The 20,585-nt window shown below is 40.9% G+C and carries 13 protein-coding genes; 11 read left to right on the top strand and 2 right to left on the bottom strand.

Annotated elements, in window-relative coordinates; all coding sequences use genetic code 11:
• Positions 1-16: 16 nt before the first annotated feature.
• The 8 genes from ACEXOE_RS19645 (at position 17) to ACEXOE_RS19610 (ending at position 13,515) form a co-directional block, all read left to right on the top strand.
• Positions 17-3,307: an amidohydrolase family protein gene (locus tag ACEXOE_RS19645; RefSeq protein ID WP_394750563.1), complete on the top strand. Its 3,291-nt coding sequence runs from the start codon at positions 17-19 to the stop codon at positions 3,305-3,307.
• Between the two features lie 234 nt (positions 3,308-3,541).
• The gene (locus tag ACEXOE_RS19640) at positions 3,542-4,951 is read left to right on the top strand and encodes an amidohydrolase family protein (protein ID WP_394750562.1); all 1,410 of its coding nucleotides are present in this window, start codon (positions 3,542-3,544) and stop codon (positions 4,949-4,951) included.
• Positions 4,952-4,961: 10 nt separating this feature from the next.
• A complete protein-coding gene (locus ACEXOE_RS19635; protein ID WP_394750561.1) occupies positions 4,962-6,500 on the top strand; it encodes an amidase in 1,539 nt (512 codons plus the stop codon).
• Positions 6,501-6,554: 54 nt separating this feature from the next.
• The gene (locus tag ACEXOE_RS19630) at positions 6,555-7,805 is read left to right on the top strand and encodes a metal-dependent hydrolase family protein (protein ID WP_394750560.1); all 1,251 of its coding nucleotides are present in this window, start codon (positions 6,555-6,557) and stop codon (positions 7,803-7,805) included.
• Positions 7,806-7,940: 135 nt separating this feature from the next.
• On the top strand, positions 7,941-8,732 hold the full coding sequence (locus ACEXOE_RS19625) for a LytTR family transcriptional regulator DNA-binding domain-containing protein (RefSeq protein ID WP_394750559.1): 792 nt from the start codon (positions 7,941-7,943) through the stop codon (positions 8,730-8,732).
• 61 nt (positions 8,733-8,793) lie between these two features.
• A complete protein-coding gene (locus tag ACEXOE_RS19620; RefSeq protein WP_394750558.1) occupies positions 8,794-9,867 on the top strand; it encodes a serine hydrolase domain-containing protein in 1,074 nt (357 codons plus the stop codon).
• Between the two features lie 108 nt (positions 9,868-9,975).
• The gene (locus tag ACEXOE_RS19615) at positions 9,976-10,782 is read left to right on the top strand and encodes a PhzF family phenazine biosynthesis protein (RefSeq protein ID WP_394750557.1); all 807 of its coding nucleotides are present in this window, start codon (positions 9,976-9,978) and stop codon (positions 10,780-10,782) included.
• 6 nt (positions 10,783-10,788) lie between these two features.
• Positions 10,789-13,515, top strand: coding sequence for a DEAD/DEAH box helicase family protein (locus tag ACEXOE_RS19610; protein ID WP_394750556.1), 2,727 nt, complete (start codon positions 10,789-10,791; stop codon positions 13,513-13,515).
• A gap of 40 nt (positions 13,516-13,555) precedes the next feature.
• On the opposite strand, the gene ACEXOE_RS19605 is transcribed toward ACEXOE_RS19610, so the two are convergent.
• Positions 13,556-14,008 (bottom strand): hypothetical protein, encoded by a 453-nt coding sequence (locus ACEXOE_RS19605; protein ID WP_394750555.1) that lies wholly within the window; start codon positions 14,006-14,008, stop codon positions 13,556-13,558.
• 94 nt (positions 14,009-14,102) lie between these two features.
• Here ACEXOE_RS19605 and ACEXOE_RS19600 point away from each other — a divergent pair, with 94 nt between their 5' ends.
• The 3 genes from ACEXOE_RS19600 (at position 14,103) to ACEXOE_RS19590 (ending at position 16,960) form a co-directional block, all read left to right on the top strand.
• Positions 14,103-14,636 (top strand): hypothetical protein, encoded by a 534-nt coding sequence (locus ACEXOE_RS19600; RefSeq protein ID WP_394750554.1) that lies wholly within the window; start codon positions 14,103-14,105, stop codon positions 14,634-14,636.
• Complete coding sequence (locus ACEXOE_RS19595; protein ID WP_394750553.1) at positions 14,633-15,229, top strand: helix-turn-helix domain-containing protein; 597 nt, start codon at positions 14,633-14,635, stop codon at positions 15,227-15,229. The genes ACEXOE_RS19600 and ACEXOE_RS19595 overlap by 4 nt, the downstream gene beginning before the upstream one ends.
• Before the next feature lie 87 nt (positions 15,230-15,316).
• Positions 15,317-16,960 (top strand): serine hydrolase, encoded by a 1,644-nt coding sequence (locus ACEXOE_RS19590; RefSeq protein ID WP_394750552.1) that lies wholly within the window; start codon positions 15,317-15,319, stop codon positions 16,958-16,960.
• 303 nt (positions 16,961-17,263) lie between these two features.
• Here ACEXOE_RS19590 and ACEXOE_RS19585 read toward each other — a convergent pair whose 3' ends face one another.
• Positions 17,264-20,506, bottom strand: a complete 3,243-nt coding sequence (locus ACEXOE_RS19585; protein ID WP_394750551.1) for a S41 family peptidase — start codon at positions 20,504-20,506, stop codon at positions 17,264-17,266.
• Between the last annotated feature and the right edge of the window lie 79 nt (positions 20,507-20,585).

Here is a 20,585-nt window from a genome sequence, read left to right as displayed (position 1 = left end):
ATCAAAAATCCACATCATGTATAAAGTTATTTTCACTGCACTCCTTCTTTTATCGTTCGCGCCTGTTCAGGCTCAAGAAAGCAAAAAAAAAGAAAAATGGGATGTTGCCAATCCTCAAGGCGACTTCAACTATAAGGAACACCGCTTTAGTACGGATGAAGGGACTTGGATGAATCTGGATGTGAGTCCTGATGGAAAAACCATTGTGTTTGATTTGTTAGGGGATATCTATACGCTTCCTATAAGTGGTGGAAAGGCAAAAGCCCTGCGTTCCGGAATACCCTTTGAAATCCAGCCGAGGTTCAGCCCGGGTGGAAAGAAAATTGCATTTACCAGTGATGCCGGAGGAGGTGATAATATTTGGACCATGAATAGTGACGGTAGCGAAGCTAAAATCCTTACCAAAGAAAATTTTAGATTACTCAATAATCCGGCCTGGATGCCCAATGGTGATTATGTTGTGGCTAGAAAGCATTTTACTTCAGGACGCTCTCTTGGAGCAGGTGAGATTTGGCAATACCATATCACCGGAGGCAGTGGTATTCAATTGACCAAAAGAAAAAATGATCAACAAGATGTCAATGAGCCCGTAGTTTCTCCCGATGGGAAATACGTATATTACAGTGAGGACGTATACCCCGGAGGAGCTTTCCAATATAATAAGGATGCCAACAAACAAATTTATGTGATAAAACGTTATGATCTTGAAACAGGAAAAACCATAACCATTACAGGGGGTCCTGGTGGGGCTGCACGTCCACAAGTGTCCAGAGACGGGAAAAAATTGGCCTTCATCAAAAGAGTTCGTACGAAATCTGTGTTGTACATCCATGATTTAGAAACTGGGGAAGAGTGGCCTCTTTACGATGCCTTGAACAAAGACCAGCAGACAGCTTGGGCTATTTTTGGAGTGTATCCCGGTTTTAGTTGGATGCCCGATAACAAGCGTATTGTTTTTTGGTCTGGAGGAAAAATCAACAGTATTGATATTCAAAGTTTAACGGTACAACAAATTCCATTTACGGTGGATGCCAATATTAAAATAGCTGAAACCGTACATTTTAATAATCCAGCCTCTCCTAAGGAATTCGAGGCTAAGGTTATTCGTCATGCAGTGACATCCCCTGATGGGAAAACCCTGGCATTTAGTGCTCTGGGGCATTTATGGAGTAAACGACTTCCTAATGGGAAACCAAAAAGATTGACAAAGAGCGAGGATTTCGAATTTGAACCTAGTTTTTCGTCCGATGGAAAAACCATTGTTTATGTCACTTGGAACGACGAATCTTTGGGGAGTATCCGTACCATTCCCACCAAAGGAGGTTCGGCAACCCAATTGACTTCAGAAAAAGGCATCTACAGAACCCCTGCCTACAATAGTACAGATACCATGATCGCATATAGAAAAGAAGGTGGAAACAATGATCAAGGGAGGGTATTTACCAAAAATACAGGTATTTACACCATGTCCGCCACAGGAAAAAACAACAAATGGGTCACTGGAGAAGGAGAATATCCCATGTTTACCCAAGATGGAAAACGCATTTTTTATCAAACTGGAGGCACTTATTTTGGGAATCTTACGAAAACATTGGCAACGGTAGATTTAAATGGACAAGATAAAAGAACCCATATTAGCTCTAAATATGCCAATAGATTGGTGCCTAGTCCCGATAATAAATGGATCGCCTTCACCAATTTACATAAAGCCTATATAGCACCTTTAGTGTTAAATGGAAAAACGGTGAACTTGGACCCCAATTCCAAAATAGTTCCGGTAGCACAAATTTCCAAAGATGCCGGTATTAATTTACACTGGGCTCCGGACAATACTAAAGTTTTCTGGACCTTGGGGGATGAATATTTCACAAATGCCATAAAAGATCGATTTACTTTTCTTCCCGGATCTCCCCAAAAAACCCCGGAAATTACGACCAAGGGAATAAAAATTGGTCTCGCCGTAAAGACAGATACCCCTAAAGGCAGAATTGCCTTTACCAATGCCCGCATCATTACTATGGAAAATGATGCAGTCATAGAGAACGGAACAATTATCATTCATGGAAACCGTATTGAAAAAATTGGAAAAACTACAAATATTACCATCCCTAAAGACGCTAAAATCTATGATGTTTCCGGAAAAACCATAATGCCGGGAATTGTAGATGCCCATGCCCATGTAGGAGCATTTAGATATGGACTAACAACACAAAAGCATTGGCAATTGTACGCCAATTTAGCTTTTGGAGTAACCACCTCCCATGATCCTTCAGCGAATACAGAAACTGTTTTTGCAATTTCCGAAATGATCAAGAGTGGCGATATGGTAGGTCCCAGGCTATATTCTACAGGATTTATCCTTTATGGTGCCGATGGCGATTTTAAAGCCGTGATCAATAATTTGGAAGATGCACGATCTTCTATCCGAAGGACCAAAGCTTTTGGCGCCCATTCTGTAAAAAGTTATAATCAACCCCGAAGAGAGCAACGTCAACAGGTAATGCAGGCAGCGCGTGAGCTAGGCATCAATGTTGTCCCAGAAGGGGGATCTACATTCTATACAAATATGTCTATGATTATGGATGGGCATACGGGTATTGAACACAATATTCCAGTAGCTCCGGTATATAAGGATGTTCATGAGCTTTGGAGCAATAGCAATTCAGGATATACCCCTACCCTTATTGTAAATTACGGAGGATTGAACGGAGAATACTTTTTCTATCAAAAAGACAATGTATGGGAAAATGAACGCTTATTGAAATATACGCCTCGCGCCATTGTAGATGCAAGATCCAGACATCGTACCATGGTACCCGATGAAGAGTATGAAAATGGACATATTTTAGTATCCAAAACCACGACTTCCCTTGCCAATACAGGTGTAAAAGTAAATCTAGGGGCGCATGGGCAGTTACAGGGCCTTGGAGCCCATTGGGAACTTTGGATGTTGCAACAAGGAGGAATGACCAATATGCAGGCCTTACAGGCTGCTACGATAAATGGCGCTACCTATATTGGAGCCGGGAACGATATTGGTTCTCTTAAAGAAGGGAAACTGGCCGATCTTATTGTTTTGGACAAAAACCCTTTGGAAGAAATTCGAAATACGGAAACCGTACGCTATACCATGGTCAATGGTCGCCTTTATGATACGGAAACGATGAATGAAATAGGAAATTCCTCAAAAACCCGCACGCAGTTTTGGTGGGAAAACACAAAGCAAAATCAGGCCTTCCCTTGGCATGAAACTGCACAGAGTTTCACACGTCCCGGATGCGGGTGTCACATAGGTCATCATGACTAATGGATCGGTCTTAAAGACTCCTTATTAAAATTTGCCTTATTAGGGCATATTTTGGCAATACTGAACCTTTGGTAAGGCAGATAGAAATCGGAAAATTGCCTTCTTAGCGTCATCTTGATTTCCAAAAGGGCAGTTTGTATGTAAACAGATTTTATTTGAACCGATTTATAGGAGATGGAAAAGGCTGTAATCCCTAATTTATCCCTATTTTAGGGCTCTCCTAAATTTCATATTATGAAGTACTTTCTTTTGTGTATGATCGCTTTCTCTTTGGGGGCTTGCACTTCTGAAAAAAAAGAGCATTATGATGTGGTCATCTATAATGGCAATACTATAGACCTCGCCTCGGGCGCCATAGAAAAACAGGATGTGTTTATTTCCAACGGAGCCATTGCCAAAGTCCTTCCGGCGGCAAGTTTTACTTCCTATTCGGCAACACAGAAAATCAATGCCGAGGGAATGTATCTTGTACCGGGCTTTTGGGATAATCATGTACATTTTAGAGGTGGGGATAGTTTAATAGCCAATAATAAAAATTTCCTTAAACTCTTTATTGCCAATGGTGTCACCACGGTTAGGGATGCGGGTGGCGACTTAACCTCTGCTGTTATGGCATGGCAGGAAGAAATGGACCATGGCGAGCTTGTTGGACCTACCATATTTACTTCTGGTCCTAAAATTGATGGCCCCAACCCAACTTGGGCTGGCTCTTTGGAGGTTTCCAATGAAACCGAAATTGCCAATGCTCTGGATTCTTTGGAGCAGTTAAATGTGGATTTTGTCAAGTTATACGACAGTAGAATTTCTGGCGAACATTATATTTCAACGATCCAAGCGGCTGAAAAAAGAGGTTTGTTGACCTCGGGTCATATGCCATTTACCGTGACCTTGGAAGAAACTGTAGATGCAGGTATTGATGCTATTGAACACCTGTACTACATCATGAAGGGATGTTCTCCCATTGAAAAGGAAGTAACCCAGCAATTGATTCGTAAAGAAATTGGTTTTTGGCAGGCCATGCCAGCGCTTATGGAAAGCTATGATGCCGCCACCGCTAAAAATACTTTTGCCTACTTAAAACAAAAGAATGTCTTTGTGGTTCCCACCTTACATATCGGAGCAACCCTGAGTTATTTGGATGAAGTGGATCATGCGAACGACCCTTATTTAAAATTTATGGGAAAAGGCATTATTGCCACCTATCAAGGCCGGATCGATCGGGCCTTGAATTCTTCGGAAAAAGCACGTAGTGATAAAAAAGCCCTGGATGCTTTCTTTGGTCGACTGGCAAAATCCCTTAGCGATGCGGACGTCTCCCTTTTAGCAGGCTCGGACAGCGGCGCTTTTAATTCCTATACCTATCCCGGGATATCCCTTCACAAGGAAATGGAAGCCATGGTGAATGCGGGGATAACGCCCTTGAAGGCGCTACAGGCTTCAGCCTATAATGGATCTCGCTTCTTCAATAAACAAAAAGATTATGGCAGCATCGCTCATGGAAAAATTGCCGATTTGGTACTTTTACAGGCCAACCCCTTAACGGATATTACCAATACGCAACGCATTGCGTATGTTATTCAAGGGAAGAGGGTACAGGATATTAAAAAACTAAAGGCCTTATTGGAAAGCGCAATCGTACATTAAAATTGGTATTATGAAAAAAGTCATTTTTATATTGGGGCTCATCTTATGGTCCTCCTGTAAAACCGAAATAAAAGATAACCCTACTTCCACTCCTATTGATCTACAGGAATTGACCATTGCCCAAATTCATGAGGCTTATAGTTCCGGAGCGTATACATCCGAGGCCCTGGTTCAGGCTTATATAGATCGCATGACAAGGAAAGATAGTAGTCTAAATGCTATTACTTTCATTAATCCGGAAGCTTTATCCGAAGCTCGGAAATTGGATAAAATCTATAAAGAAACCGGTATTTTAAAGCCACTACACGGTATTCCTTTGATCGTAAAGGATAATTTCAATACCAAAGGCATGCCCACTACTGCCGGGGCTCTGGCGCTAAAGAATTTTATTCCCGAGAGCAATGCGACTATGGTACAGCAACTTCTGGATGCCGGTGCCATAATTGTTGCCAAATCCAATATGGCCGAATGGGCCTTTAGTGCCATGCACACCTATAGCTCAACGGCCGGCACCACACATAATCCATACAATACCGCACATGTTCCTGCAGGATCTAGCGGAGGTACGGGAGCGGCCATAGCGGCAAATTTTGGTACTATTGGTTTGGGTTCTGATACGGGAAATTCCATTCGTGGTCCTTCTTCCCACAATGCTCTGGTAGGCTTTCGCTCTACCATGGGATTAACCAGCCGAGCAGGCATTGTACCCCTATATTTAAGAAATGACATTGGCGGTCCCATGTGCAGAACGGTAGAAGATGCCACCAAAGTACTTTCGGTAATTGCCCAATACGATAGTAAAGATACCATTACGGCCTATGGCAAGGGAAAGAGGCAGGAAGATTATACCCAATTTTTGGACGCCAATGGACTTAAAAATGCTAGGATCGGGGTGTTACGGGAATTGAGCGATGTGGATCCAGATCCTGAGATCACTACACTTTTTAATACCGCTTTGGCAGATCTGGGAGCAATGGGAGCCACGGTACTGGATAGCATTAAAATCCCAAATTTTGATGCCCTCCGGCGCAATCAATGGTGCGATGTTTTCCGGGAAGACCTGGAAGCTTATCTTGCTGAATTTGTAAAAAATGATACGCTCTCTTCTATTGAGGATGTCATTCGCATAGGTACCACATCTCCCTATGCCGAAGAAGGTCTTGCCTATTTTAAAGATGCCAAATATGAACGCCCGGGAAAAGTAGAGGTGCCTTGTGGTAATCTGTATGAAGATGCAAAAAGCATTGCTTTGAGAGAAGCTATTGAAAACACTATGGACAAATTACAGTTAGATGCCATTGTATACCCTTCTTGGAACAATAAACCAGCAAGGATTGCTCATTTTAGGGAGGAATATAAAGGCGATAATAGTCAGATCATTGCGCCTCATACGGGGCAACCAGCCTTTAGTGTGCCCATGGGTTTCACTTCAGGAAACCTTCCTGCCGGCCTCCAATTTTTAGGACGCATGTTCAGTGAACCCACGCTTATTAAATTAACCTATGCCTATGAGCAGGGAACCCAACATAGAAAACAACCCGATATCTAATCCAAAGAATAGTAGTTTGCAAAAAAATAAAATAGAAACTAGAAATAAAAACTGATGAGAACTGTATTGACCATTTTTGCTTTATGCGTTTTTTCCATAGGAACTGCCCAAACCTTGCTGCGGCCGGATCGTGTTTTCGATGGCATGGAACTACATGAGGATTGGGCCGTTTTAGTTGAAGGAAACCAGATTAGTGCCGTTGGCCCTATAGCAAGTATCAAAACCCCTAGGAGGACCAAAGAAATTATTTTAAAAGGAACAACACTTATGCCCGGACTTATTGAAGGACATTCGCACGTATTGTTGCATCCCTATAACGAAGCCAATTGGAACGATCAGGTTTTAAAAGAATCTCCGGTAGAACGGGCAGTACGGGCTACAGTCCATGTAAAAAACTCCTTAATGGCAGGAGTAACTACCTTGCGCGACTTGGGTGCCGAGGGTGCGGGGTATACTGATGTATATTTGAAAAAGACCATTGAAGACGGCATTATTCCAGGGCCTCGAATGTTGGTGGCAGGGCCAGCCATCGTAGCCACAGGAGCATATGGTCCGAAGGGGTTTCACGATGGCGTAATAGTACCCTTAGGAGCCGAACCGGCCAGTGGTGTTCCCGAAGTCATTAAAACGGTAAGAAGACAATTGGGGAATGGGGCCGATTTTATAAAAATCTATGCGGATTATCGCTGGAGCAGCGGTGCTCCTTCCCAACCTACTTTTTTACAGGAGGAAATTGATAAAATGGTAGAAACCGCTACCAGTGCCGGGAAGTATGTAGTAGCCCATGCCAGTACTCCAGAAGGAATGCGAAGAGCCATAAATGGTGGTGTAGAGACCATAGAGCACGGGGACGGGGGTACCTTGGAAATATTTAAATTAATGAAGGAAAAAGGAGTTGCCCTATGTCCTACCCTAGCAGCAGGCGACGCCATTACACAATATGGGGGTTGGAAAAAAGGGATTGATCCAATGCCTAGCCGTATCAAAAATAAAAGAGCTTCTTTTAAATTGGCTTTAGAGTCTGGTGTAGATATCGTTTTTGGTGGGGATGTAGGTGTTTTTACCCATGGTGAAAATTATAGGGAATTGGAATTAATGGTAGACTATGGCATGTCTTCCCTAGATGCACTTCGAGCTGCGACTGCTGTGAATGCACGAGTATTTCATTTGGATACCTTAGGAAAGCTCCAAAAAGGTTTTTTAGCCGATATCATCGCGGTAGAGGGAAATCCTATAAAAGATATTTCGGCTATGCGCAATGTACGATTTGTGATGAAGGACGGCATTATCCATAAAGTGGAATAGTTTTCAGTTATATTTTGCAAGTTTACTTCATGCCTTAATCGCTTGGAGCTAATCTTAGGATACCAAAACTAACAAAAGATATCTTAAATTTACGGAGACCATCATGAAACGTACCCTAAGAATCAAGTATCACCAATGCCGTCATTGCAGCTAAATACTTCATATAAACATCATATTGCCGTTGGCTTGATTACCGGAATATGGCTTGTTGTGTTTTTAGTACTGATCGCTCCCTTTGACATTGCCGAATTGCCTTTTGAAATACGCCTACAAATTCTACCTCCATACGGAGCAATTTCACTACTGGGTTACCTAATGGTCATTCCATTTCAAAATGGCTTATTAAAAAAGTATGCTCATTGGACCATAGGATTGGAAGCTGTGGTTATTGTACTATTCAACCTCCTTGTCTTGGCTGGTAGTTATGCGTATTACAAATCTTCAATCATCAATGGGGATTATGATTTTGCAAAATTTACACTACAAGTCTATTATCCTATCTTTTTTGTACAACTTCCGGTTATCATTTTTGCCCGATGGTTTCTAAATAGAACCGCTTCAAAACAGGAATTGGGAAAAATTGTACTTACCGGAGAGAACAAATTTGACATCTTGCATATCAAGGAATCCGATTTAATTTGTATTTCCAGTGCCGATAATTATGTTGAAATAGCCTATTTAATACACCAAGTACTTCATAAAAAATTATTGCGAACCACTTTAAAAAAAATACATCTGCAGCATCCTAGCCTACTCAAAGTGCATCGTTCGCATCTTATTAACCCAACTCATTTTATGTCTTGGAAAGATGCAAATACCATCCTATTGACGCAATTGGAAGTTCCAGTTTCAAAAAACTACAAACATGAAATCTTGGCCTTGGATCATTCACCCCTAAAATCAAAGGGTTTATCCCAAACCCCTTAAAACATGGTGTTTCAATATCGGATGTGCTTACTTTTGAGAAAACTTTTAACATCCAAGAGGTATGAAAAATTATATGGTTTTACTCATTGTATTAAATGTATTCCTTAGCTTTTCTCAAAATCAGAATGCGGAAGCCCAGAAACTCCTTACCAGCCTTATTACTAAAAATAACATCGTAGGAGCTTCAGCCGGTTATTCCATTAATGATAGCATCATATGGCAATCTGCTGCTGGCTATGCTGATAAAAAGTCGAATACAAAGTTCACTTTAGAGACCAAAGTAAGGATTGCTTCCATTGCAAAATCCATGACTGCTCTAGCTGTAATGCAATTGGTGGAGCAAGATCTAATAGCTATTGATGTCCCCATTCAAACCTATATTCCAGAATATCCCAAGCAAGGAACAAATCCGATAACTACCCGACATTTATTATCCCATACTTCGGGGATTTCAGGATATAAAGACGGAAAGGAAGCTGAGACCAAAATCAATTATCCCAACTTGACCGCAGCTTTGGATATCTTTAAGAACAGGGAGCTTAAGTTTACACCGGGAACACAGTTCCATTATACCACTTATGGATATACGGTACTAGGTGTTATTATTGAACGCGTATCTGGTCTAAGTTTCGAGGAATATATGCAACAGCATATCTGGGACAAGGCCGGGATGTCTCATACCGGAGTTGAAAAATTTGAAACTACAATAGATCATCGCTCCAGGCTGTATCATCAAAATAGAAAGGGAAAGACCAAAGAAGGCAAAGAAAACAATCTGAGCAATCGTATCCCTGGCGGAGGAATGTACTCTACCCTTGGAGATATGTTAAAATTTGGAAATGCTGTTCTGAACCATGTCTTTGTGCAAGAAAGCACATTAGATCTTATGCGGGAACACCATAGTCTGGAAAAAGAAGCCAACGCTTACGGTTTTGGATGGTTCTTGTACAACCCCAAGCCTAACGAAGGAGCCATTATAGGTCACAATGGGGAGCAAACGGGAGCCTGTAGTCAATTGGTTATTGTTCCAAGCCTTGGGATAGTGACCGTGCTTCTTTCCAATACTTCGGGGACGTATAAATATGTGACACCTGCCACATTCAACTTATTTGCTCTGGCACAAAAAGAAAAATAGTAGATGGTTCCCCAAGATAGGCCATTGGTATGCAGAAAGTATATTCCATAGTACCTGAAGACTACAATAAGGCGTATCTTAGACAGAAATTAAAGATCCCTAGTTGCCATGGAAACCTATCTTGTAGATTCCTTTACCGACACTCTTTTTAAGGGTAACCCTGCAGGCGTTTGTATCTTGAAACGTGCGATTACTGACGAACAAATGCTTGCTATTGCGCAAGAATTGGGTTTATCCGAAACCGCTTTTATAAAGGCTACTGGTCAGGAAAACACCTTTAGCATTCGCTTTTTTTCCCCTAAAATGGAAATTCCACTTTGCGGACACGCTACCTTGGCTGCCGCTAAAATACTTTTTGAAAAAAATAGTAGTATAGATCATATCCATTTCACCAATATTCAGCATCTTGATCTAAAGATTGAAAAAAAAGCGGATAAAATCAAAATGCTATTTCCCATATATACCACAGTGCCGATGCTTGCTTCAAAAAGCTTATTGCGAGCCTTAGGCCTATCGGAAATTTTGCATAGTGCATACAACAAAGAAACCAAAATACTATTACTTGAAATTAGCGATAATCAAGTATTACGGAATATGACACCCAATTTTGAGGCGCTGGTACGTTCTCATGATGCTTTAAATGGGGTTTTGGTCACTACAAAATCGGATCAAAAAGAATATGATTTTGAGTCAAGATATTTCTGGCCCTGGAGTGGCACCCCAGAAGACCCGGTTACGGGGGCAACGCACACTTTTCTGGCTCCATATTGGGCCAAAAGACTCCATAAAAGCAAAATGAAATCGTTTCAATGTTCTGAAAGAACAGGTTTTATGGATGTGGAACTGAAAGACGATACCACCTTAATCATTTCCGGCACAGCTAAGATTGTGTTGGAAGGAACATTAAATCTATAATTCTTTTTGAGACAATTTCCACCCAACATCATATTCAAATTTCCCTGGCGTAGTTATCAAAAGAGAGTGCTAGAGGAGTTGGCAGCGCATTTAGAGGATGATCATTTGCACATTATTGCCCCTCCCGGTTCCGGCAAAACGGTATTGGGCTTGGAAGTCGCCCTTCAATTGAACAAACCTACTCTGGTTTTTGCCCCTAGTATTGCTATACGTAACCAATGGATACAGCGCTTTTGCGAATTGTTTTTACAGGTAACAGAAACACCGGATTGGATTTCCCGGGACATCAAAAATCCCAAATTTCTAACAGTATCTACCTATCAGGCCTTGCATGCCGTCTGTTCTGGAGACGTGGAAGAGGAAGATGGGGAATGGGAAGAAGAATTGGAAAATGATCCTGTTGAAAAGTCCGTTTCCAATACAAGAACGGAGGTACTCATTGCGCAATTGCAGGCTATTAATATCGGAACTATTGTCGTTGATGAAGCACATCATCTCAAAAATGCATGGTGGCAATCATTGACTACCATTAAGAAAGCTTTAAATCCAACAGTGGTAGGACTTACCGCAACTCCCCCCTATGACGTTTCCGCATTGGAATGGCAACGCTATACCCAGCTCAACGGCCCCGTGGATACTGAAATATCCATTCCAGAACTGGTGGTTGAAGGGGATCTTTGCCCCCATCAGGATTATGTCTTTTTTTCCCATCCAACAGCCAAGGAAAAGAAGACCATAGGTCACCATCGTCAACGTATTGATCGCTTGTTCGAGGAAATTAAAACGGATGATATGCTAATTAAGGGATTCTTGCAGCATCCAACCTTTACCACTCCTTTAGAAAATATAGAATGGATTTATTCAAATCTAGAATACTATTCGGCCATGCTCATTTTTCTTCATGCCATTGGAGAAGAAATTACAGCAACACATTTAGAAGTAATTGGCGATGCCCACTTTAAAATTCCAAAACTCAATTACGATTGGATCGAAACACTTTTGACATTTTATCTCTATAAAGATCCTGACAATTTTAAGGGGTTTGAAGCCCATCAGGAAAAATTGAGCCATCAATTAAAGCGAAATGGTGCCATAGAGCGTCGGGCCATCAATTTTAAACATCATCGGAAAATCAATCGATCCTTAAGCTCTAGTATCAGCAAATTAAAAAGTATTGAACGTATTGTATCTTTTGAACATGGTCAGCTCAACGAAGCATTACGAATGGTAATTTTAACCGATTATATCCGTAAGGAATTTTTAATTCATGAAACATCCAACACCTTGGAATTGGATAAAATTGGGGTACTCCCTATTTTTGAACAACTCCGAAGAAATAATACCCAAAATCTTCGAATGGGGGTATTGACAGGTTCCCTGATCATTATTCCAGTTATGGCCCTTTCAGCTTTTAACGCCATTGCGGCTACCTATGGTCTTCATGAGGTGTCTAACACTAGGCTCCCCTTTGATCAAAGTTATGTCATTATCCATCCAAATGAACAGATCAAACACGATATTGTACATATCATTACCCAAATATTCCAAACAGGACATATCCAAGTTTTGATAGGAACAAAATCCTTATTGGGAGAAGGTTGGGACGCTCCTTCGATCAATGCTTTGATATTGGCCAGTTTTGTGGGTTCCTACGTACTTTCCAATCAAATGCGGGGACGTGCCATTAGAACAGCACGTCAGAACAAAGAAAAGACCGGAAATATATGGCATTTGGTATGCGTGGACCCCTCGGCTGCAGATGGTGGGGATGACATTCGATTATTAAAAAGACGATTTAAAGCTTTTGTTGGAGTGTCCCTAAAAAAAGAAGCCCGTATAGAAAATGGGGTGGATCGTTTAGGTATTCCCGAACAATTGCATACCCGCGAACATATTCAGGAAATCAATACCAAAATGTTTTTAAAAGCGGGGCAACGAGAACATTTAAAAGCGCGTTGGCAAGATGCTTTAACTCATGGGGTATCCTTAGTAGAGGAAATCAAAATTGCGACGCCTAAAGAAATTAATTATACACAAAATAAATCCCTATACTACAAAAAAACGATTGGCTACCTCGTTGGCACTTTGACCTCTTTACTATTCAGTCTTTTTATTTTCCTATACGGAGGATTACTACTATCGGCCGATTTGGTTAGTAATGGCGAAGCACTGTCGTCCTGGATGATCGGGATTGGAATGGTAGCATTTTTGCTTTTTGGAAGAACTTTATATAAAGTCGCCAACATCTATATAAAATACAGGGATATTGCAGCGGACATTGAAAATATAGGAAAGGCACTCCTAGCCACTTTATTAAAAATTGGTGTGATCCATACGGAACACCAGCAATTGAAGGTTATCGCTCATTTAGATGAGTCTGGCGCCATTTATTGCCACCTCAAAGGAGGAACTACCTATGAAAAATCAGTATTCATTGGTGCTTTACAGGAAACCATAGGTGCTGTAGATAATCCTAGGTATATTATTATCCGTAAGAGTTTTTATCTGAAAATGTTTTCACAAAAAGATTATCATTCCGTGCCTGATACTATTGGTAAAAAAAAGGCATACGCCCTATATTTCGACAAGCAATGGCGACGTACCGTAGGGGCCTGTGAATTGGTCTATACCAGAACCCTTGAAGGTCGAAAGTTATTGCTAAAATCCAGAATTCAATCTTTAGCAGCAACTTTGGGCGAAGAAAATGCCGAAAGAATAAATAGATGGCGCTAAATGAGGGGTTGTTGTTTTTAATCACCCGGCATAGCATTGATCAAACTCGACTCCTATTTCTAAGTTCGATCAAAGTTTGTTCGGCATCTTTATTTTCAAAAGACAGCAATGCCCTAGAATTGAGAATAAGATATTTTTCCAAAGTACCGTCTCCATTCTTCATTTCAACCGTGATGTATCTTGTGGTCTTTAACTGAAATGAAGTGGGATAACCAATGGCATCAAAAGTATATTTCTTCTCAGGTCTAAATTTTTTCTTTAAAACTAATACATCCCCTATAAGCTGTGCATTACAGACATAAAGGAATTGATAGATAACACCGCCAAGGAGTACCATTAATATAATTGGTGCGATAAGCATTCCCATATGCAATTCCTGGTTTTTCCAAACCAGCCATAATAAAGGAATGCTTAGGATACATAATAAGGCTGTACCATATAAACTTATATTGGTCCATTGGGAAGATAGGGTGATGGTCTTATTTGTACTCATAAAAGCAGGATTCGGTCTGTTGTGAACTAGAAAACGAAAAAAAAACTTTTATTATTTGATGCGAACCGCATAAGAGTGTTCTTCTGCAAAAAGCATGAATAAAATTGTACATTTGGCAGGATACAGTTACCTTATGAATGGCATATTTAAGGAAATTCAATACTTTAGACAATGGTGGTTATGGCTTATTTTACTGGGCATAGGAATCATCCCCACCTTAGGGATCTACAAACAATTCGTTCTTGGTGAAACCTTTGGGTCTCATCCCATGTCTAATATAGGACTTTTGGTTTTTGCGTGCATTGTATATGGTTTTATAGGTTTATTTTGGTGTATGCGATTGCGGACAGAAATCAATAGTTCCGGTATCCACTTTGAATTTCTTCCTTTTGTCCGTAAAAGCATTTTATGGGAACACGTAGAAAAGGCCGAGCTTATTGATTATGGTTTTGTAGGAGGTTGGGGGATTCGATGGCCTACGGCATATGGCACGGTATACAATGTTAAAGGAAGAAAGGGGCTTGCCATTCAGTTAAAAACAGGAAAAAAGATGGTCATCGGCACACAAAAAGAAAAAGAACTTCTTGTTTTTATGGAACATTTCTATAGCAATACATTAAACAAATGAAAAATATCAATCAAAAAATCTTAGCAGAAAAAATAAAAGAGGCCCGACTGAATAAGGCCTTATCCCAAGAATCATTAGCTGAAATTTCACACATTTCCTTGAGAACCATACAGCGTATTGAAAAAGAAAATGTGGTCCCGCGACTGTATACCTTACAGACGCTGGCCAAGGTTCTGGACCTCAAGCTTACTGATTTCGCTTCCGACGCTACAGAAAGGGCTCAGATGCCTCGGGAAAAAAGGATATTGAATAAAATGAACTTGTTCATATTACTTACCCTTGTTATTCCTTTGGGCAATATTCTTTTGCCTTTCGCCTTATGGAAACGAAACCAAAAATCTGAAATTGTAAAACGGCTCGGAGGAAAAATCATCAGTTTTCAGATTCTATGGACAATATTTTCCATGATGCTCTTTTTCTTATCCATTGCCTTAAACAACCTCTTCTCCGGGGATGCTGGAAACGCGCTTTATGTGGCTATGATCGTCTATGTTTTTTGCTTAATTTTTAATTTGATCATGGTCTCCAAAAACACATTACAATTAAACCAGGGAGATAAGAATACTTTGGCTTTTGTACCCAACTTTTTCTAGAATGACATAAGAATGCCGCAAGGATGGCACCCTTAATCTTGGGGTCGGTACATACATTTGTGCTATTCATCATAAAATAGAACAATCATGATTTATCGCCTTAGTAAACCGGCCTGGAAGCTAATCTTTCTTCTTAGTATATCCCTTATCTTAAGCTCTTGCAGTAATGAACCTATACCTATTTCCGATATCATGGAAGAATGGGCAAAAAATGGACGACGAGAAATTGGTAGCCCTTTCAATGGAGCGGTACTGATTGCAAAAAACGGTCAAGTCCATTTTAAAAATGCCTATGGTTTTAAGCATCGTGAATCGGAGACCCCAAATAATGTGCAGACCAAATTTCCCATTGGATCGATCACCAAACAATTTACGGCCATGTTGATCATGCAAATGGTAGAAGAAGGAACTTTAAGTTTAGAGGCGAGTATTGATACTTATTTGCCTTATTTTCCCCAAGAGCTCGGAAAAGAACTCACCCTACACAGGTTATTATCCCATACTTCGGGCTTGCCACATTATGAAGGCTTGCTGCGAAATGGTTTGGATGAGGCTACTTTTTCTTCTTCATCCTACACTCCACAAGAATTGGCAGTGTTGGTCAGTAAGGTATCTTTGGCTCATCAACCTGGGACGCGATACCATTACAGTAGTTTGGGCTACATGCTTCTGGGAGCACTGCTGGAAGAAGTTTCCGGAAAGTCGTATGCTATCTTATTGAAAAATCGCATTACAGAACCCCTGGGCCTCAAACATACAGGTTTTGCCGACAATACTTTCATCAAGCAACATACTGCTCCAGGATATGCTTTTATAGAAGACGAAAGTTTCCGTATGCTGTTTAGGGCTTATGGAGGTGATTTTAAAGCGGTTCCTTTTAGAGATCAATCCAATAAATTTAGCACTGGCGGAATGCATTCTACGGTTGAAGACCTTTTTATTTGGAGCGAAGCCTTACGGAATCATAAACTTTTATCCCCTAGTGCCACGAAAAAAATGTGGACTCCCAATAAAGAGGGCTATTGTTATGGATGGATCAGGAACTGGGATGATTTGGTGGAACGGAATGTCAACGTCAGAATGTATACCCATGGAGGAGCATTACGTGGACACCGTTCATCCATTACATTATTTGATGACGGTACCACCATTATTTTTTTAGCGAATGTGAATCCTATAAAAGACCCCAATTTGATACATCAGCTCTATTTGACGACCCATGGTCTTGAAGATGACTATGGCATCCAGGGATATCCCGATCGGAGTTCTTTGAAAGAATTTGAAAGTGAAGGAGGCATCAAAGCCCTACAACGTTATTTTGACAAATTATCCGATGCCTGTGGTTATGAGGTATTGCCCTCCGATAGTTCCATTGCCCGTATCATGTACTTATACTATGAGGAAGGGAATACAAAAATTGGCGATAGCCTAAAAGAAGCGTACTTCAACTTGTATGCGCCTTCAGAAAATGCCATAAACCGCATTGGATACAATCTATTAAAAGACAATTGTGAGGCTGCGATTGCCTTATTTAAGGAAAACACTGAAAGACATCCACAATCTGCCAATGCTTGGGACAGTTTAGGGGAAGGCTATTTGGGTTGTAAGAATGCAGCGCAAGCAATACCTTGCTTTACAAGAGCTGTGGAAATCGCAAAAGCAGACCAGGATTCCAACCTAGCCCTATTCCAACAGCACCTTCAACGGGCAAAGACCACAAAAAATCCTTAGCTTTTTTCATGGAAACTTAGGTTTCAAAGCAATATTTCATACCGTTTCTAAATTGTATCTTTGAATGCTAAGAGAATTTATTTTTTATGGTTATACGGGCTTTAGTCCTTCTGCTCGTCGTAGGAGGCATCTATTATTTGTATCAGAAATCCCAGGATAAATCCCCTTTTATAAAATGTGGAAAATGCGAGGGCAAAGGATATTGGATTGCCATGCGCGGAGGGAAAGATAAATGTGATAATTGTGGAGGTTCCGGAAAAGTAGCGCGTTAGTCTTTTCCGGATTACTAGCAATTATTCTAAATTATTCCACTTCTTTGAGCAATTCTTCAATGGAACGTTCTAATTGTTCGTCCCGCCCTTTGTCAATTATATTGGGCGTGTTTTTTACTTGAATCATGGGATCGGTTTCATTGTTTTCTAGCCATTCCCCTGCCTTATTCTTGGCGCTAACGGGAACAACACCCCAAACAATACCATTGGGAAGACGTTCCCAACCTGCAAAACTGCAGGTTCCCGGTACCGGCATCCCCACGGTCTTCCCTATTTTCAGGTCTGTATATCCACTGGCGAAACAGGAACCATCACTATACATAGATTCATTGAACATGGCCAAAGTAGGTTTGGTCCAACGCGATGTAGGCTCTCCTCCTACTTTCCGCGCCTCCGTTTCATAGGATAAAAATGGGATTCCTGTAAAGAACATGGCCAAATCGGCCACTAAATCGCCCCCTCCATTAAATCGGGTATCTACGATTACCGCTTTTTTGTCGTTGAATTTCCCCATCATGCGTTCATATATAGAACGGTATGGTCCATCACTCATACCAGGTATATGAACATAACCTAAAGTGCCTTTGCTCTTTTCGGCAACTTCTTTTTCATTTTGCTTTACCCATCGCGTGTATAATAAGCCATTCTCTTCTCCCAAAGAAATTGGTTTTACCGTAATTTGCTTGCGATTTCCTTTTTCATCCACGATATCCAATAAGGTAAAAGTATTGGCTATTCTATTCAAGTAGGTAGCTACATCCCTATCCGGGGAAACAAGGGTTCCATTGATTTTTTCAATAATCATTCCGGCTTTCAACTTATACGAAGCTTTATCCAAAGGACCTCCTTTTATCACCTCAGCGATTTTAATACCGTTTCCCTCATGGCCATAATCCATAAAAATACCCAAAGAGGCCGTGGCATCACCATTGGGCATAAATCCCCGGTAGCGTCCCCCGGCATGGGAAACATTTAATTCCCCAAGGAGTTCAGAGGCCATTTCAGCAAATTCGTGGGAATTTCCAATATGGGGCAAATACTTCTCATATTCCTTGCGCATGGCTTTCCAATCAATGCCGTGAAAATTGGAATGATAAAAAATGGCATTGGTCCGCAACCATATATGATCAAACATATACGCGCGTTCCGCCTCGGTATCCAAACGCATTTCAGATTGAATTTTTACTGGCTTTTGTTTGGCTCCGGCAAGATTAATTTTTGAAATCCTCCCATCGCTCAATAGAAAAAGATTTTCCTGTTTGGAATCCCATTGCAAACTTCCTGAACGGGCCCCTAAAGAAATTAGTTTTTTGGTATTCTTCGTTCTCAATTCCGTTTCCCATAAGTTCAAATCTTTTTCGAATCGGGCGAGATAATACAATTTTTCACCATCTTTGGACAACACGGCATCGCCCAAAAAGGAGGAGTGAATGGTCAATCGTGATTTTCGTGTTTGGAGGTCCTCCCAATCAAAAGTCAAGGCTTTAGGGGTCGCTTTTTTATCAGCATCGGCTTCCTTTTTCCCTTTCTTTCCTTTTTTCTTCGAATCTTCTTCCTTTTTTGGTTTTTCTTGTGTTTTTTCTATTTGTTTCATCAAGTCATAATCCTCTTTGGACATATTGAACTTGTCCCAACTATCTTTGGTGAAGAACATACTGTACACATCGGATTCCGAACGTCCACTGGTTGCATAACTTTTTAGACCGTTTCGATTACTAAACCACAACATTTGTTTTCCACCATTGACCCATTTTGGAGCGTAATCATAATATCCACTTTCATTGAGATTGACTCTTTTGGACCCATCCGCCTTCAACAACAACACATCGCTATTGCTCAAAGACACTCCCCAATCGACCAACAACCACTTGCTATCCGGACTCCATTTAAAATACTGATCTCCATCCTGAAAATGATACAGATCATCTGGTGTCAATAGTGTCGTAACCGCTTTGGTTTTAAGATTCAATACCTTTAAGGTCCTTCTCCCTGCTATAAACGCCATAAAATTTCCATCTGGTGAAAACTCGGGCAAGTAATTGTCTTCCGTATTGGACAACAACACCTCTTCTTTTAAGGTGGTAGCCGCAAAGAAAAAGGGTTCTTCACTGCGTATTTTTTTGGTTTGATAAATGTTCCATTTCCCCTCCCGTTCACTGGCATAAGCTACTGCCTTGCCATCGTGGGTAAACTTTACAAAACGCTCTTGTTCCGGAGTATTCGTCAATCGTTTCGTCAGCGCTCCTTCTACAGAAGTCACAAAGACCTCCCCTCTAGAAATAAAGGCAATCTGTTTTCCATCGGGAGAAATATCCATTTCCCGTACCCCCCCGTTCACAGAAACAAAACTATCCGAATTGCTTCCTTGCTGTGTTCTAATGACAATGGGGATTTTTTCGGCAGAACCACCCTCCTTTAGCGTATATAGCTCTCCGTCATAACTAAAAGACAAGATGCCGTTCCCAATACTCAAGGAACGAATAGGGTGTGTCTTAAAAGTGGTGAGTTGTTCCTTATTATTAGAATCGCCCAAGTTCATTTTATGAATATTGAAAGAACCGCTTTCCTCACTTAAATAGTACATGGATTGTTGATCCTGGGAATATACAGGATTACGATCTTCTCCGGCAAAACGGGTCAGCATGGTATGTGTATCCGTAGCTACATCATATTTCCATATGTCCCGAGCAATGGCCGATACATGGTGCTTTCTAAATTCATCTTCATATCCTTTTCTATCATGATAGAGTATCTGAGTTCCGGTGGCATTGAATTGCGCATCTTCAGCAGGAACCGTAAGAATTTGTCCAATACGCCCTCCTTTTAACGGTACTTTATATAGTTCTGGTTGAGTGCCCGTAGGATATTGACGGTGCAATACATCATCTTGACGACTAGCCCCAAAAACTACATCCTTCCCATCTGCCGAAAAACTAAAAGGTCGTTCATCAGTGCTATGGAAGGTCAATCGTGTTGCGGGTCCGCCTTTAGCATCCATGGTATAGACATCAAAATTCCCATAACGATTGGAGGCAAAAGCCAAGGTTTTCCCATCCTTACTCCAAACAGCCCTAAAATCGTGCGCTTCATGAAATGTTAATTGTGTAGCATTACCGCCGCGAACAGGGACGCTGTACAAATTGCCTTTATAGGTAAAAGCAATGATACTCCCATCTGGAGAAATAGCCGGATATCTTGCCCATTTAGGATTAACTTGACCATAAACGGTCAAAGAAAAAAGCAATAGTACTGCAATAAGGTGTCTGGTTTTCATTTTAATGGTTTTCAGCATATTAAAAAGTGTGGAAAGATAGGAAAAGTAAGAGAGTTTTTTAAGATTTTCTCACAAAATA

It is taken from the genome of Spongiimicrobium salis, from assembly GCF_043678055.1.
GTDB classification, from domain to species: Bacteria; Bacteroidota; Bacteroidia; order Flavobacteriales; family Flavobacteriaceae; genus Spongiimicrobium; species Spongiimicrobium salis.
Note: the sequence above shows the minus strand (reverse complement) of the source record. Positions and strands in the feature narration are given on the sequence as shown.